Origin of the sequence: Solwaraspora sp. WMMB335, from assembly GCF_049179075.1 — a bacterium.
Lineage (GTDB): Bacteria > Actinomycetota > Actinomycetes > Mycobacteriales > Micromonosporaceae > Micromonospora_E.
Genome location: NZ_JBMHMF010000001.1, coordinates 7,883,208 through 7,899,036, shown reverse-complemented (window position 1 = coordinate 7,899,036; position 15,829 = coordinate 7,883,208). Strand labels below are relative to the sequence as shown.

The window sequence follows — 15,829 nt, the reverse complement described above, 5'->3', positions numbered from 1 at the left end:
CCTGTTTACGTAAACATCGCCGGTCGGCGGCGGGTCTGTGGGGCCGGGCTCAGCTGGCTGGCATACGGTGGAGCTCCGTGATGTTTACGTAAACATCCGGGGCTATGGTGGCACCGAGCCAGACGAGCGGTCAAGCGTCGGTTTCTCGCCGGTCACCGTGCACGTCGCCGTCCCGGGAGAGAGGAGACCGTTGATCCAGCCCAAACCGCCGCGGGTCTCGATGGCCGACGTCGCGCGATTGGCAGGCGTGTCCTCGCAGACCGTCTCGCGCGTGTCCAACGGCCACGCCGGCGTCGTCAGCAGCACCCGTCAACAGGTCCTGGCGGCAATGCGTGAGCTGGGGTACCGGCCGAACAGCGCCGCCCGCGCGCTCAAACGCGGCGAGTTCAGAACCATCGGCGTCATCCTCTTCTCCCTGTCGCACATCGGCAACAGCCGCACGCTAGAGGCCATCGCCAATCACGCCGGCGCCCTGGGGTACGCCATCACCCTGATCCCCGTCGGGATGCCCACCCACGACGGTGTGCTCGGCGCCTTCACCCGCCTGGACGAGCTCGCCGTCGACGGGATCATCGTCATCATGGAGGTCCACCTGCTGGACACCGCGACCGTGGCCCTGCCACCACACGTCCAGGTCGTGGTCGTCGACTCGGACGCCGGCGACCGCTACGCCGTGGTCGACACCGACCAGGCCGACGGCGCCCGGCAGGCCGTCACCCACCTGCTCGGCCTCGGCCATCGCACGGTCTGGCACGTGACCGGCCCGCAGGCGTCGTACGCGGCCAACCGCCGCACGCTGGCCTGGCGGCAGGCCCTCGAGGAGGCCGGCCGGCCAGTACCTGCCCCGCTACGCGGCGACTGGTCGGCCGAGTCCGGCTACCAGGCCGGGCGCACGCTCGCCGACACGCCCGAGTGCACCGCCGTCTTCACCGCCAACGACCAGATGGCGCTGGGGGTGCTGCGGGCGTTGCACGAACGCGGGCGCTCGGTCCCCGGTGACGTCAGCGTCGTCGGGTTCGACGACATCCCCGACGCGGCCTCCTTCATCCCGCCGCTCACGACGGTCCACCAGGACTTCGCCGAGGTCGGCCAGCGGTGCGTGCAGGGCGTCGTACGCCAGATCGACCGCGGCGGATCGGAACGAGGGACGACACTGGTACCGACCCGGCTGGTCGTACGCGCGAGCACGGCCCCGCCCCGGCCGCTCTGACTGCTACGGCCCCCGCCGGCCGAGCCGTCAGACCGGTGCGGTCTCGGTGGCCGCGGCCGCGGTCCCGGTGGCCACGGCAGGGACCTGGGCCGGGACGCTCTCCCCGACGGGTGACGCATAGCGACGGCACGAGGCGCGGACGACGAGCTCGGTCGGCAGTCGGACGTGGGTGTCCCGATCGACGCCGGCGATCATGTCGACGAGCAGCCGCAACGCCTCGGCACCCATCCGCTGCAAGGGCTGCATGATCGTGGTCAGGGGCGGGTTGACCAGCGCCGACTCCGGGATGTTGTCGAACCCGATCACGGAGAGGTCGTCAGGGACGGTGATTCCCAGCTCTCGGGCGACGTTCAGCGTGGAGATCGCGGAAAGGTCGTTGCCCGCGAAGATCGCGGTCGGCCGGTCGGGGAGGCCGAGCAGCTCGGTGGCGGTGCCGGCGGCGCTCTCGATCCGGAACCCGCCGACCCGCACGAGCTTCTCGTCGACCGGCACGCCCGCGTCGGCCATCGCCTTGCGGAAGCCCGCCTCCCGAAGCCGCGCCGACTCCAGACCGGTCCGACCGATGATGTGTCCGATCCGGCGGTGACCGAGGGAGAGCAGGTAGTTGGTCGCGAGGATGGCGCCGGCGAAGTTGTCGGAGTCGACGGTCGGCGGGCCGGACGGGCCCGTGTGCGGATCCACCGCGACCACGTGGAAGCCCTGCTTCGTCTCGACCACGGTCGGGGTGACGATCACGGCCCCGTCGATGAGCGTGCCGGAGAGTCGGGCCAGCGACCGGCGTTCCCAGCCGACGGCCGCGCCGTCGCCGTCCCCGCCGGAGTAGGCCAACAGCTGGTAGCCGGTGCCGGCGACCTCCTTGGAGGCGCCCTTGAGCAGCTCGGTGGAGAAGGGCTCGAACTCGGCGACGAGGATGCCCAGGACGTTCGTGCGGTGGCTGCGCAGGCTCTGCGCCCCCAGGCTCGCCTCGTACCCGAGCTGGCGGATGACCTGCTGGACCCGCGCCACGGTCGCCTGCGCCACGCCGTACCGGCCGTTGACGACCTTCGACACGGTCGCCACCGAGACGCCGGCCGTGCGGGCCACGTCCGACATCTTGACACGCTGCGAGAACGCCACGTCAACGATGATAGAGGGACCTCCGCGGGCCCGTCACGGTCGAGTTGAAAACGTTATCGATACCGATTGACACCGCGTTACGTGCCTGTAAAACTCGCCGTCAGGCCAAGCACCGCGACTGACTAGTCGAGGAGATCAAGATGGCGATTCCGCGCCGCGCAGGCGCCGTCCTAGCGCTCTTCATGACCAGCGCCCTCCTTACCACCGCCGCCTGTGGCAGCGGTGAGAGCGAGGAGCCCGCCGGCGAGTTGTACGAGAACCCGGTGACCCTGACCTGGTGGCACAACGCCTCCCAGGACGGGCCCGGCAAGGACTACTGGGAGAAGGTCGCCGACGACTTCTCCGCGCTGCACCCGACCGTCACGATCGAGATCGAGGCGATCGAGACCAACCAGCTCCAGCGCACCCGGCTCCCCGCCGCCCTGCTGAGCAACGATCCACCGGACATCTTCCAGGCCTGGGGCGGTGGTGAGCTACGCGAGCAGGCGGAGGCCGATTACCTGAAGGACATCACCGACGAGGTCCAGGCCGAGGTCGAGACCATCGGCTCGGCGGTCGAGATCTGGCAGGCGGACGGCCGCCAGTACGGTCTGCCGTACCGGATGGGCATCGAAGGTATCTGGTACAACAAGGACCTGTTCACCCAGGCCGGCATCGACGCTCCCCCGGCCACCTTCGACGAGCTCAACGACGCGGTCACCAAGCTCAAGGCGATCGACGTCATCCCGATCGCCCTCGGTGCCGGTGACAAGTGGCCCGCCGCGCACTGGTGGTACAACTTCGCCCTGCGCGCCTGCTCGGTGGACACCCTGCGGTCGGCCTCGACCGACCTGAACTTCGACGACCCGTGCTGGGTCAAGGCCGGCGAGGACCTGCAGGCCTTCATCGAGACCGAGCCGTTCCAGCCCAACTTCATCGCCACGCCGGGCCAGAACGACCCGACCAGCGCCAACGGGCTGCTCGCCAACGGCGAGGCCGCCATGGAGCTGATGGGCGACTGGAACCGGGGCACGCTGGACACCGTCGCCTCCGACCCGGAGGCGCTCGCCGGGTTCCTCGGCTGGTTCCCCGTGCCGGCGATCACCGGTTCCGCGGGGGATCCGTCCGCAGCCCTCGGTGGTGGCGACGGCTTCGCCTGTGCCAAGGGCGCTCCGGTCGAGTGCGTCGAGTTCCTGAAGTACATCGTGAGCCCCGAGGTGCAGCAGGGCTACGCCGAGACCGGCACCGGCCTGCCGGTGTCCCCGGAGGCGGCCTCGGCCGTGACCGATCCCGCCCTCCAGTCGATCCTGCAGGCCACGGCCGACGCCAGCTACGTCCAGCTCTGGTTGGACACGGCCTTCGGCAGCACCGTCGGCAACGCGATGAACGACGCGATCGTCGCGATCTTCGCGGGTAACGGCTCGCCCGAGGACGTCGTCACCGCAATGAAGGCGGCCGCAAGCAAGTGACCACGATCAGCCATGACCCGAACCCCGCCGGCAGCGCCACCGCGCAGCCGGCGGGGATCCGGCGTGCGGGTCGGTCTTCCTCCCGCACGACCGAGACCCGGCGCAAGTGGTACGAGATCATCGGGCTCACCACCCCGGCGATCGTCGTCTACGTGATGTTCGTGCTGGTCCCGATGGGCTTCGCGGTCTACTACAGCCTCTTCCGCTGGCGCGGCGTGGGGCCGCCGACCGACTTCGTGGGCCTGAACAACTACGTCCTCGCCTTCCAGGACCCGATCTTCCGCGACGCGTTACGCAACAACGCGTTCATCGTGGTCGGCTCGCTGGTGGTGCAGGGCCCCATCGCCCTGGGCATCGCGCTGCTGCTCAACCGGTCGTTCCGCGGCCGGCGGGTGTTCCGCCTGCTGGTCTTCGTGCCCTACGTGCTCGCCGAGGTCACCACGGGCATCATGTGGAAGCTGCTGCTGACCGACGGGGGCACGGTCGACGCGCTGCTGCGGTCGGTGGGGCTGGGTGCACTGGTGCGGCCCTGGCTCGCCGACCTCGACATCGTGATCTGGACCCTGCTCTTCCTGCTCACCTGGAAGTACGTCGGTTTCGCGATCATCCTTCTGCTGGCCGGATTGTCCAACGTGCCGGCCGAGTTGACCGAGGCGGCGCAGATCGACGGGGCCGGCTGGTGGCAGATTCAACGCCACGTCACCCTGCCGCTGCTGGGACCGACGATCCGGATCTGGATGTTCCTGTCGATGATCGGCTCGTTGCAGGTCTTCGACATGATCTGGGTGACGTCGGTACCAGCGGTACGGTCGTTGGGTGCCTCGGCCACCATGGCGACGTACATGGTGGACAACGGCTTCTTCGCTCGGCTGTGGGGCTACGGCAACGCGATCGCCGTGATCCTCTTCGGGATCTCGTTCATCGCTGCGCTGCTGTTCCAGCGGTTCCTCCTGCGGCGCGACATCGAAGGCGCAGTGACCGGAAGGAAGAAGTGACGTGACCACAAACGCCATCGCCGCGACGCCGCCCACCAAGCGCCGCAGGGACTCGTCGTGGGGCAGCCCGCTCACCTACGCGCTGGCCCTCGCGGTCGCGGGGGTCTCGATCGCGCCGGTGATCTACGTGATCATCGGTGGTTTCCGTACCACCCCGCAGATCATCGCCGACCCCGCGGCGCTGCCCGACCCGTGGGTCGCCGACAACTACGTCCGGGTGCTCACCCAGAGCGATTTCTGGCGGCAGGCCGTCAACAGCGCGATCGTCGCCTTCGGTACGACGCTCGGTGTCGTCACGCTCGGGCTCTGCGCCGCGTTCGTGCTCGCGCGGTACACCTTCCGGGGGCGGGAGGCTCTCTACACCTTCTTCACCCTCGGGCTGCTGTTCCCCGCCGGGGCGGCGATCCTGCCGCTCTACCTGATGCTGCGCGACATGAACCTGATCAACTCGTACTTCGCGGTGATCCTGCCGCAGATCGCCTTCGCGCTGCCGCTCACGATCGTGATCCTGCGTCCCTTCCTGACCGCCGTACCCCGAGAGTTGGAGGACGCGGCGGCGATCGACGGGACCGGACGGATCGGCTTCCTCTGGCGCATCATGCTGCCGCTGTCGCGTCCCGCGCTCGTCACGGTCGGGATCCTCGCGTTCGTGACGAGTTGGAACGCGTTCCTCCTGCCACTGCTCGTCCTCGGTGACGCCAACCTGCACACCCTGCCGTTGGGTGTGCAGAACTTCTCCAGCCAGTACACTTCGGACACTGCCGGGATCCTCGCCTTCACCTCGATGGCGATGCTGCCGGCGCTGATCTTCTTCACCATCGCCGAGCGGCAGATCGTCGGGGGCCTGCAGGGCGCCGTCAAGGGCTGACCGCCCGGGGCACGCACACCCAGCCGTACCGGTGACGAACGTGGCACGCCACAACAAGGGAGAGGCACCGCATGACTGAGGTCCGCGCGACGGTGGACGGGGTCGTACCGGCACCGGCCGGTCCGCACCACGACCGGCCGGAGGGGCCCGACCGGACGACGGTGCGCGACAGCGAGGTTCGCGTCCGGGAACTCCTCGACCGGATGACGGTCGAGGAAAAGATCGCCCAGCTCGTCGGCTTCTGGGAGAAGGAGGACGGTGAGACCGTCGCGCCGCTGCAGGGCGAGTTCGGTGCCGCCACCCGGCTCGAGGAGTTCTCCCGGCACGGCCTCGGTCACCTCACCCGGGTGTACGGCACCCGCCCCGTCGACCCCGTGACACGCGCGGCGTGGCTGTGGAAGTTCCAGTCCGATCTGGTCACGCAGACCAGGCTCGGTATCCCGGCGATCGTCCACGAGGAGTGCCTGACCGGCCTGTCCGCGTGGCAGGCGGCGACCTTCCCGACACCGCTGGCATGGGGAGCGGCGTTCGATCCCGACCTGGTCGCCGAGATGGCGGCGACGATCGGTACGTCGATGCGGGCCCTGGGCGTGCACCAGGGCCTCGCACCGGTGCTCGACGTGATCCGCGACCCGCGGTGGGGCCGGGTCGAGGAGTGCATCTCCGAGGACCCCTACCTGGTGGGGACGATCGGCACCGCGTACATCCGGGGTCTGCAGTCGGGCGGGGTGCACGCCACCCTCAAGCACTTCGTCGGCTACTCGGCCTCGCGCGCCGGCCGCAACTTCGCGCCGGTGCACGCCGGCCCCCGGGAGGTCGCCGACGTGCTGCTGCCCCCGTTCGAGATGGCGCTGCTCGACGGCGGTGCCCGCGCGGTCATGCACTCCTACGCCGAGATCGACGGAGTACCTGTCGCCGCCGACCCGGCCATGCTCACCGGCGTACTGCGCGACCGGTGGGGTTTCGACGGGGTGGTGGTGGCGGACTACTTCGGGGTGGCGTTCCTCACGCTGCTGCACCACGTCGCGGACGACCACACCGAGGCCGCCGTCCAGGCGCTGACGGCCGGGGTCGACATCGAACTGCCGACCGGCGACGCCTACCTGACGCTGCCGGAGGCGGTACGCCGGGGCAGGGTCGACGAGGCACTGCTCGATCGGGCGGTGCTGCGGGTCCTCCGCCAGAAGCGGGATCTCGGGCTGCTCGACGCCACCTTCACGGAGGACCCGCCCCGCCAGATCGACCTCGACTCCCCCGAGCATCGGGCGATCGCTCGCCGCCTGGCGGAGCGGTCCATCGTCCTGGTCACCAACCGGGACGCCCTGCCGCTGTCCCCCGGTCGGCCGATGGCGGTGATCGGGCCCAACGCCGACCAGCCCAGCGCACTCTTCGGGTGCTACTCGTTCGTCAACCACGTGCTGCCTCAACATCCCGACGTGGCGACCGGGATCGAGGTGCCGACGGTTCTCGACGCGGTACGGGCGGAGTTCGACGCCGAACTCGTCAGCTGGGCACGTGGCTGCGACGTCGACGACGACGACCGGTCCGGCTTCGCGCAAGCCGTCGCCGTCGCTCGCGCCGCGAAGGTGGCCGTGCTGGTCGTCGGGGACCGTGCCGGTCTGTTCGGGCGCGGCACCGTCGGCGAGGGGTGCGACACCGACGATCTGGAGCTGCCCGGAGTGCAGCGCGACCTCGTCGAGGCCGTGCTGGCGACCGGCACCCCCGTGGTCCTGGTGCTGCTGACCGGGCGGCCCTACGCGATCGGCTGGGCGTTGGAGCGGTGCGCCGCGGTGGTGCAGGCGTTCTTCCCCGGCGAGGAGGGTGCCGCGGCGATCGCCGGGGTGCTCTCCGGGCGGGTCAACCCCTCTGGGCGGCTGCCGGTCAGCCTGCCCCGGTCGGCCGGTGCGCAGCCGTACTCGTACCTGCACCCGGCCCTCGGCGAGGGCGACGAGGTGACCAACCTGTCGGTGACCCCACCGGCGCCGTTCGGCCACGGGTTGTCCTACACCACCTTCGCCTACTCGGAGCTGACCGTGCCGACGACGGTGCCCAGCGACGGGGCGTTGGTGGTGACCGTACGGGTGACGAACACCGGGCCGGTCGCTGGTGACGAGGTGGTCCAGCTCTACGGTCACGACCTCGTGGCCTCGGTGACCCGGCCGGTGGCGCAGCTTCTCGGATACCGCCGGGTCCGTCTCGAACCGGGCGAGACGGCCACGGTCGAGCTGACGGTGCCCACGACCCGCCTGGCCTTCTCCGACCGCACCCTGACCCGGGTGGTCGAGCCCGGTGACGTCGAGGTCTGGGTGGGTACGAGCGCGCAACGGCTGGCGCAGGGGCGGACCGCTCTGGTCGGACAGACCGTGCCGGTCACTGTGGCCGCCGAACGGTGGACGACCTCCGAGATCAGCTGACAGGACCGGACCGGAACCTCGGCATGACCTCGCGGGCGAACCGCTCGACGATCTGGATGGACCGCTCGATCGGCAGTCCGAGCCACTGGGCACGGAAGACGAAGTGGTTGTAGCCGGCGGCGGCGAAGTCGGAGACCTTCGCGACGATGTCGTCGGGCGAGCCGAAGAAGAGAGCCTTCTCCCTGATCGCGTCCCACTGAGATGCGAAAAAGTCCATACCGTACTGGACGTACTCGCCGTAGGAGCGGCGCACCGCGTCGCCGGCTATCGCGTACGCGGCGTCGAAGGAGTCCGCGACGCACAGATCACGGTGGATCGGAAACACCGCGTCCTGCTCGCTGAAGCCAGCTGCCCTGCGCTGCTCCCGGTAGTCGGCCAGGTTGCCCACGGCCCAGTTGCGGCGCACATTCGACGGAGCCAGCCAGGGCAGCCCCTGCCGGGCGATCCGGGCGATGCCGGTCGGTCCGTTGGCACCGACCCAGACCGGCGGATGCGGCCGCTGGACGGGCAACACGCTGCACCGCACCCCGTCGAGGCTGAAGTGCCGGCCCTCGTGGTGGACGGGTTCGCCGGTCCACAGCCGCTGCATCACCGCGAGCGCCTCGTTCATCCGCGACACCCGGGTGCGCCGGTCGACGCCGAAGGAGGCGAACTCCACCTCACGGTAGCCCGAGCCGATACCCAGCACGAAACGGCCGCCGGACATCTGGTCGATGGTGGCGATCTCCTCGGCCCAGTGCACCGGGTGGCCCAGTGGCAGGATGAGGATCCCGGTGCCCAGCTGCATGTCGCCGGAGTGTTCGACGAGCCGGCTCAGCAGCGGCATCGGTTGCGGCGTGCACAGCGACGACAGATAGTGGTGGATGCCGAACACCGAGTCGTAGCCGAGGTCCCGGACGTGCTGGACGTACTCGATCGTCTCGCCGATCCGCCGCCGCAGATCGTCGCCGGGATCATACTGGTGGTCGAGGAGGATACCGAACTTCACCGCTGTGCCTACTTCTCCCGAGAGCGGGTGTCGCTGAGCCGGAAGAAGGGCGCGACCAGCCGGTCCCGGTCGGCCAGCGCCTGGCCGATGCCCTTCTCGCGACGCTCCTTGAGGAAGTTCCAGTCCCCTTCGTCGAAGCTGACGTTGGTCGCCCAGCCGTGCCCGACCCAACCGGTCATCGCGCCGAGTCCCTTACCCCTGGCCTCCATGACCAGCTGCATCATCGACTTGCCCATCATCAGGGAGTCCAGCGGCATGACCGCGATCGCGTCCGCGTAGTCGTCGACCCACCGCTGCAGTTCGTCACGCTCGACGACCTTGGTGACCAGGCCCTTGCGCTCACCCTCCTCGGCGCCGATCGCCCGCATGGTCAGCATCACGTCCTTCATCGTGGTCAGGCCGACCTTCTCGATCCAGTGGTACATGTCCTGCGGCGCCGGTCCGAGGTAGCGGAACGCCGGGTGGGTGAACCGGGCATCGGGGCTGGCGATGACGATGTCGGCCGACAGCGCGATCTGGAAGTGGCCGCCGTAGCAGTACCCCTGCACCTGGCAGATGGTCGCCTTCAGCGACTCGATGATCGGACGGGTGAAGCCGGAACTGAGCACGTTACGGTCGGGCAGAATCCGCTGGCGCTGGGCCGGACGCCGTCGCGACGCGGAGTCCGTGCCGGTCTTGTAGCCGATGTAGTGGCCGAGTTCGGCGGCGTCGGCGCCGGTACCGAAATGGTCGCCCTCCCCCTTGAACACGATCACCTTGACCCGGTCGTCGGTCTCGGCTTGCCGGACCAGGTCACCGACGCGTTCGAAGGCGGCCACCGGGATGGCGTTGAGCCGTTCGGGACGGTCGAAGGTGATGGTCGCCACGGATCGCTGCTCGTCGACGTCGTACCGGACGTACGTCGCGAGGACCTCGGGGTCGACCTCCATGTTCTCGACGTCCCACTGGTGCTCCAGAAGTTCGGCTTCGGTCTTCTTCACAGCGGTTCCTTAGGTCAGGTGGTGCGGAAGGCGGGGAACACCTCGGCGGCGAACAGCCGTAGCGAGGCGCGCAGTTTCTCGACCGGCATGCCCAGCCAGCCGGGGCGGAAGATGAGGTGGTCGAACCCCAGGTCACGCAGGGCGGCGATCCGTTCGATGAGGAACTGCGGCGAGCCCAGCAGCAACGTGTGACGGACCAGTTCGTCGAACCGGTCCCGCTGCCAACGCAGCGCCGGGTATTCGGCGTACGTGGCGTACTCCCGTCGGGCGTGCGCCAGCGCCTCCTCGACGGCCTGCCCGGTGCTCGGTGCGCAGTACAACTCGACGCCGACGGGGCGCTGCACCGAGGTCGGATCCCGGCCGTACTCGGTCAGTGCCTCGTTGTAGACGGCCAGATGCTCGGGCAGGAACCGCTGGCTCGGCGAATTGCCCGGCGCGTACCAGGCGTCGCCGAGACGGGCGGCCCGGCGGACCGCCTTCTTGCCGCCGGCGCCGATCCAGATCGGCGGGCCGCCCGGGGTCAGCGGGCGGACACCGATCGTGGCGTCGGTCTGCGGGTAGAACTCGCCGCCGTGGGTGACCGGTCGCCCGGTCCACAGCGCGCGGATGAGCCGCAGGCTCTCGTCGAAGCGACGGAATCGGGTGTGCGGGTCGACGCCGAAGGCGGCGAACTCGTTCGCCCGGTAGCCGGCACCGACGCCGAGCACCACCCGCCCGCCGGACAGGTGGTCCAGGGTCGCGAACTCCTCGGCGACGTGCACCGGGTGGAACATCGGCAGCAGCAGGATGCCGGTGCCGAGCACCATGTCGCCCGAGCGCGGGATGAGGCTCGCCAGCATCGAGATCGGCTGTGGGGTGGCCAGGTTCGACTGGAAGTGGTTGATCGTCCAGACCGAGTCGTAGCCCAGCTCCGCCGCGAGTTCGACGGTGCCGAACAGGTCGTCGAGGTGTGCGCCGAGATCGTCACCGTGCGGATACTGGTGCGACGCCATGATGCCGAATTTCATCCGCTCGCACCCGTCTGCGCGGTGGACGGCGCGACACGGCTGATCTTGCCGGTCGTGCTGCGTTCCAGGGCGGGTACGAACTCGATCCGCCGAGGGGCCTTGAAGTGGGCGAGGCGGTCCCTGGCGTACGCGACGAGGCGCCCGGCGAGCTCGCTGTCCGGCACCGCGTCGTCGGCCCTGCGCACCACGAGCGCCACCGGGATCTCACCGAGCCGGTCGTCGGGGCGCCCGAGCACCCGGACGTCACTGACCAACGGATGCCCGCGCAGCTCGTCCTCGATCTCCTCCGGCCACACCTGGAAACCACCACACTTGATCATGTCCCGCTTGCGGCCGACGAGGAACAGGACCCCGTCGTCGTCGACGTAGCCGATGTCACCGGTGTGCACCCAGCCGTCGCGGACCAGTTCCCGTGACGCCTCGGCGTCGTTGACGTAGCCCTTGGTCAACGCGGAGCGGACCACCACCTCGCCCTGTCCGCCGGGCGGCACGGCCGCGCCGGTGTCGTCGCGGATCTCCAACTCCACCCCCGGGTAGACCCGCCCGGCGGAACCGGGCTTCCAGTGGCCGGCCTTCATGTCCCGGCCGCTCCAACCGGCGATGTGCCCGGCCTCGGTGGATCCGTAGTTGACCAGGATCGGCACCCGGTACCGCTGTTCGAAGGCGCGGCGCAACGGCCAGGAGATCGCCTGCCCGGCGACCAGAACGGACTTGACGCCGTCGAACGGCAAATTCCGTTCGGCGTGCACGATGTCGTAGACCATGGTGGGCAGGAAGAAGAAGTTGTCGAATCCGAACCGGTCCATGAGGTCGGCGAGCCGGTCGACGCCGAACCGTTCCCAGACCACCGCGGCGCGGCCGACGAAGAACGCGAACAGCAGCGAGTGCTGGCCGCCGCTGTGGAACAGCGGCAGGGCGATGAGGTTCGGCTTGGCCTGCGGCGCGGCGGTTCCTTCGGCGTCGGTGCCGGTAGCCACCCGGGCGAGGCGCATGAGCGACTCACGCGTCCCGCCGTGGGTGACGCTGACCGCCTTCGGCCGCCCGGTCGTGCCACCGGTGAACAGCACACAGGCCTCGGCCTCCGCGGTGACGTCGACCGCCGGCACCCGGACCGCCCGACGCCACGGCAGCGGCTCGACCTCGGCAACCGGTTCTGCCGCGGGCCCGACGTCGGCGATCGGCCCCGCGACGCTGCGGATCGGCACGGGCGCACCGGTGGTGACGAGTTCGGCGACGACGTCGGGGCGACGCCCGTCGACGAGCAGCAGCCGTGGGTCGGTCTTGGCGAGCGACTCGGCGAGTTCGGCGGCGTTGTACAGGCTGCTGACGGTCACCGGGACCGCGCCGATCTTCCAGCAGCCGAAGAGGAAGAAGACGATCTCGGGACCGTTGGTCAGGTAGCAGGCGACTCGGTCACCGGCGCCGACACCCTCGGCCCGCAACGCGGTGGCGACCCCACCGGCGATCAGGTCGATCTGGTCGAACGTCCACGACCTGCCGTCCTCGCCGTACAGTCCCGGCTGGTCCCCCCGGTCGGCCCGCCGGCCGTCCAGGACGCGGGCCAGGTTCACGGCGCTCATCGGTGCACCGACGTCGGTGCCGAGGTGGCGAGCCGTGGGATGACCTCGGCACCGAACCGGGCGAGTTGGTCCATCGCCTCGTCCTGCCCGGCGCCGACGAACTGGTGGCGCAGCGAGACCTCGGTGATGCCGAGTTCGGTCTCCCAGCGCAGGAGCTTGTCGACGATCTCGTCCGCCGAGCCGACCAGGCAGTCTTCGGCCAGGTATCGGTCGATGTCCAGGGACTGGGCGTCGTCCCACGACTTGTAGCCCGTGTACTGCCGTCGCAGGTGCGGGCGGACGCTAGCGGCCGCGGCGGCGTAGCTGTCACCGACGAAGGCCTCCCGCGTCATCGGATAGTCGCGGTCGACGGCGAATCCGTTGTCGACGAGTTCGCCGCGGTAGATGCCGAGCAGCCGGCCGAGTTCCTCGTCGTTGCCCTTGGGACCGATGAGCCACGCAGTGTCCAGACGGGCGGCACGGCGGATCGCCGGCTCGGCGAACGCACCGATCCACAGCGGCGGGCCGCCGGGTTGCACCGGACGCAGCGCCAGGGACGCGCCGGGAACCTCGCCCCAGCTGCCGGCGATGTCGATCGTCTCGCCGTTCCACAGCGCCCGCAGGATCGGCACGTACTCCCGCAGCCGCCGCAGCCGGTCGGCCCACTGCACCGCGAACGCGGTGGTCTCACGTCTGCGGTAGCCGGCACCCAGTCCCACGGTCAGCCGTCCCCGGGAGAGCACGTCGAGGGCCGCGAGGTCTTCGGCGAGCGCGACCGGGTTCAGCAACGGCGCCAGTAGCACCGCGAAGCCGATGCGTACCCGGGCGGTCGCCCGGGCGAGATACCCGGCCAGCGGCACCGGCTGGACGAACGCCGACCGGGCCAGGAAGTGATGTCCCAGGTAGACGGCGTGGAAGCCGGCGGCCTCGGCGGCGGCGGCCTGGGCCATGAGGTCGTCGACGCCGTCGGCCGCGCTGGCCGACGGATCGAACTGGGCGCTGAGGAAACAGCTGATCTTCACCCGGCGACCACCTCGGGGGCGGACACGGCGACCGTACCGTCGCCCTGGCCGCTGGCCTGGTCACCGGCGCGGAAGTGCGGAATCACCTTCGCGGCGAACTCCTCCATCGACTTCAGTGCGCTGCTGCGCTCGAGCGTCGGGATCCGCAGCCAGCCGATGTAGTGGTTGATACCGAGTTGCTCGCGCAGCATCTCGATGGTTTCGATGACGCGTTGCGCCGAGCCGAAGTTACCGCCGTGGGTCAGCGTCTGCTCCAGGGTCAACAGTTCGATGTTCTTGGCGACCGCCGCGTAGTAGGACCGTTCCTGCTCGATCGCCTCCTCCGAGCCCGGGATCACCTTGCCGACCGACTTGTAGTAGTTCATCGCGGCTCGGGCGGCCTGCCGCAGGCCGTCCTCGCTGTCGCCGCACCAGACCTGTTGCATGAACGGCAGTTCGTAGGTGGCGATGTCGAACCCGTTTTCCTGCATGCTCTGGCGATAGGTGCTGAAGTTGCGCTGCATGATGCCCAACGGTGTGAAGTTCGGCGAGGTGATGATCGGCTCGCCGACGGCGCCGCGGTCACGGAAGCTGTCCGGGGAGACCGTGCCCTGCAGGATCGGCGGTCCGCCGGGGGTGAACGGCCGTGGATAGGTCGTGACGTCGTCGAAGTGGAAGATCTCGCCGTGGTAGGAGAAGCTCTCCTCCGACAGCGCCAACCGCAGCACGTCCAGGGTCTCCTGGTAACGCTGCTTCGACTCCGCCAGGGCGATTCCGAAACCGGCGAACTCGGCCGGCTGGTAGCCCCGGCCGACGCCGATGGTGACCCGGCCGCCGCTGAGCACGTCGAGGGCGGCGATGTCCTCGGCCAGACGCAGCGGGTGGTGCAGCGGCAGTACGAGCACCGCGGTACCGATGGTGATCCGCTTGGTCCGCTCGGCGACGGCCATGCCGAAGTTCACCGGACTGCCGAGGATGCCGTACTTGGAGAAATGGTGCTCGGCCAACCAGATCGAGTCGAATCCCAGCTCGTCGGCCAGCTGAATCTCATCGAGAGTTTCTCGAAGCACCTGATGGTCCGATGCGCCGTCGGCCACCGGGAACAGGTTCATGACTCCGAACTTCACGGCCACTCCTCGTTTATTCCGACCAGCCGGTATGTTACGTCGTGATTACCGGCACTGCAAGGGTCTGTGCAGGTCAGTGCCTTAAGCGCGCCGGCGCGCCTCGATACGCAGGGCGCCAGCGCGCCGCCGGTGCCACCGGCCCCGCCCGAGCCGGGCGTCAAGCAGCAGCGCCCGACGCAGGAACAGATGCGGATCCGCCTCCATGGTGATGCCCATCCCGCCGTGCACCTGGATGCACCGCTCGGCGGCGAAGATCGCGGCGTTGCCCGCGGCCGCCTTCGCGGCGTGTACCTGGATCCCGGCGTCCGGGCGGCCGTTGTCGGCCGCCCAGGCGGCGTACAGTGTCAGGTCCCACGCCGCCTTGCGCGCCGTGGCGGCTTCGGCGAGCTGGAACGCGACGCCCTGGAACGACCCGATCACCCGGCCGAACTGCACCCGGGTACGGGCCTGCTCGGCGGCCAGCCCGATCGCGCCCTGCGCGACACCGCACAACTCGGCGGCGACCACCAGCGTCGCCCGGCGCAGCCCCGCGCCGACCGGATCGACCCGCCGCGGTGTGGCCAGCGAGACGTCCGACAGCGGCACCGACGGGTCCAACGACTGCCGTTCGGCGATCTCCGCCGGGTCTGCGATCCAGACCCCGTCGCCGCTGACCGCGGCGAACCCGTCCGCCTGCGCGGCGTACGGCACCAGGGTCCGCGTCAGCGGATCCGACGACACCCGGTCCGGCCAGCCGGCCGCCTGCGGCACGTCGACCGCCGGAGCGAGCACCCGGCGACCGTCGAGCAGGTCGTCCGGGAGTGGTTCCGAACGCCGGTCGTGTCCGCAGAGCAGTTGTACGGCCTCCGCGTGGGCCGCGAACCGGCTCGGTACCAGGTGCTCGCCGAGCGTCTGCACCGCGACGAGCAGATCGATCAGGCTCGACCCGATGCCACCGGCGGACTCGGGAACCCCGAGCATGCAGTAGTCGCGCAACAGCACGACGTCACACGCGACCGGCTGCCACCGGCCCGACAGCGCCGCCCGCGCCGCACCGGTCTGCGCCCGCGCGAGGGCCGCGACGGTCTTGCCGATGTCCTGCTGCTCCTGGGTGAATGTCGCACGCACGCGGCCGCT

At 69.8% G+C, this 15,829-nt stretch carries 13 protein-coding genes; 5 read left to right on the top strand and 8 right to left on the bottom strand.

Going from position 1 to position 15,829, the window contains the following annotated elements; all coding sequences use genetic code 11:
- Positions 1–220: 220 nt before the first annotated feature.
- Positions 221–1,210, top strand: a complete 990-nt coding sequence (locus tag ACN27F_RS33760; protein WP_421440602.1) for a LacI family DNA-binding transcriptional regulator — start codon at positions 221–223, stop codon at positions 1,208–1,210.
- Positions 1,211–1,237: 27 nt separating this feature from the next.
- On the opposite strand, the gene ACN27F_RS33755 is transcribed toward ACN27F_RS33760, so the two are convergent.
- Entirely contained in the window at positions 1,238–2,326 is a 1,089-nt protein-coding gene (locus ACN27F_RS33755) for a LacI family DNA-binding transcriptional regulator (RefSeq protein WP_421439699.1), read from the bottom strand.
- A 140-nt stretch (positions 2,327–2,466) separates the two neighbouring features.
- On the opposite strand from ACN27F_RS33755, the gene ACN27F_RS33750 reads away from it, so the two are divergent.
- The 4 genes from ACN27F_RS33750 (at position 2,467) to ACN27F_RS33735 (ending at position 8,051) form a co-directional block, all read left to right on the top strand.
- Positions 2,467–3,774 carry an ABC transporter substrate-binding protein gene (locus tag ACN27F_RS33750; protein WP_421439698.1) on the top strand — a complete coding sequence of 436 codons (1,308 nt, stop codon included), beginning with the start codon at positions 2,467–2,469 and terminating at the stop codon, positions 3,772–3,774.
- The gene (locus ACN27F_RS33745) at positions 3,771–4,769 is read left to right on the top strand and encodes a carbohydrate ABC transporter permease (protein ID WP_421439696.1); all 999 of its coding nucleotides are present in this window, start codon (positions 3,771–3,773) and stop codon (positions 4,767–4,769) included. Before ACN27F_RS33750 ends, ACN27F_RS33745 begins: the two co-directional genes overlap by 4 nt.
- 1 nt (position 4,770) lies before the next feature.
- Positions 4,771–5,637, top strand: coding sequence for a carbohydrate ABC transporter permease (locus ACN27F_RS33740; protein WP_421439694.1), 867 nt, complete (start codon positions 4,771–4,773; stop codon positions 5,635–5,637).
- 71 nt (positions 5,638–5,708) lie between these two features.
- Positions 5,709–8,051, top strand: coding sequence for a glycoside hydrolase family 3 N-terminal domain-containing protein (locus ACN27F_RS33735; RefSeq protein ID WP_421439692.1), 2,343 nt, complete (start codon positions 5,709–5,711; stop codon positions 8,049–8,051).
- Here ACN27F_RS33735 and ACN27F_RS33730 read toward each other — a convergent pair.
- From ACN27F_RS33730 to ACN27F_RS33700, 7 genes are all read right to left on the bottom strand, one after another.
- The gene (locus tag ACN27F_RS33730) at positions 8,044–9,039 is read right to left on the bottom strand and encodes an LLM class flavin-dependent oxidoreductase (RefSeq protein WP_421439690.1); all 996 of its coding nucleotides are present in this window, start codon (positions 9,037–9,039) and stop codon (positions 8,044–8,046) included. The genes ACN27F_RS33735 and ACN27F_RS33730 overlap by 8 nt on opposite strands.
- Before the next feature lie 8 nt (positions 9,040–9,047).
- Positions 9,048–10,019: an enoyl-CoA hydratase/isomerase family protein gene (locus tag ACN27F_RS33725; protein WP_421439688.1), complete on the bottom strand. Its 972-nt coding sequence runs from the start codon at positions 10,017–10,019 to the stop codon at positions 9,048–9,050.
- 14 nt (positions 10,020–10,033) lie between these two features.
- Positions 10,034–11,026: an LLM class flavin-dependent oxidoreductase gene (locus ACN27F_RS33720; protein WP_421439686.1), complete on the bottom strand. Its 993-nt coding sequence runs from the start codon at positions 11,024–11,026 to the stop codon at positions 10,034–10,036.
- The gene (locus tag ACN27F_RS33715) at positions 11,023–12,606 is read right to left on the bottom strand and encodes a class I adenylate-forming enzyme family protein (protein WP_421439684.1); all 1,584 of its coding nucleotides are present in this window, start codon (positions 12,604–12,606) and stop codon (positions 11,023–11,025) included. The genes ACN27F_RS33720 and ACN27F_RS33715 overlap by 4 nt, the downstream gene beginning before the upstream one ends.
- Entirely contained in the window at positions 12,603–13,607 is a 1,005-nt protein-coding gene (locus ACN27F_RS33710) for an LLM class flavin-dependent oxidoreductase (RefSeq protein ID WP_421439682.1), read from the bottom strand. Before ACN27F_RS33710 ends, ACN27F_RS33715 begins: the two co-directional genes overlap by 4 nt.
- Positions 13,604–14,713 (bottom strand): LLM class flavin-dependent oxidoreductase, encoded by a 1,110-nt coding sequence (locus ACN27F_RS33705; RefSeq protein WP_421439680.1) that lies wholly within the window; start codon positions 14,711–14,713, stop codon positions 13,604–13,606. The genes ACN27F_RS33710 and ACN27F_RS33705 overlap by 4 nt, the downstream gene beginning before the upstream one ends.
- A gap of 81 nt (positions 14,714–14,794) precedes the next feature.
- Positions 14,795–15,820, bottom strand: coding sequence for an acyl-CoA dehydrogenase family protein (locus ACN27F_RS33700; protein ID WP_421439678.1), 1,026 nt, complete (start codon positions 15,818–15,820; stop codon positions 14,795–14,797).
- Positions 15,821–15,829: the final 9 nt, after the last annotated feature.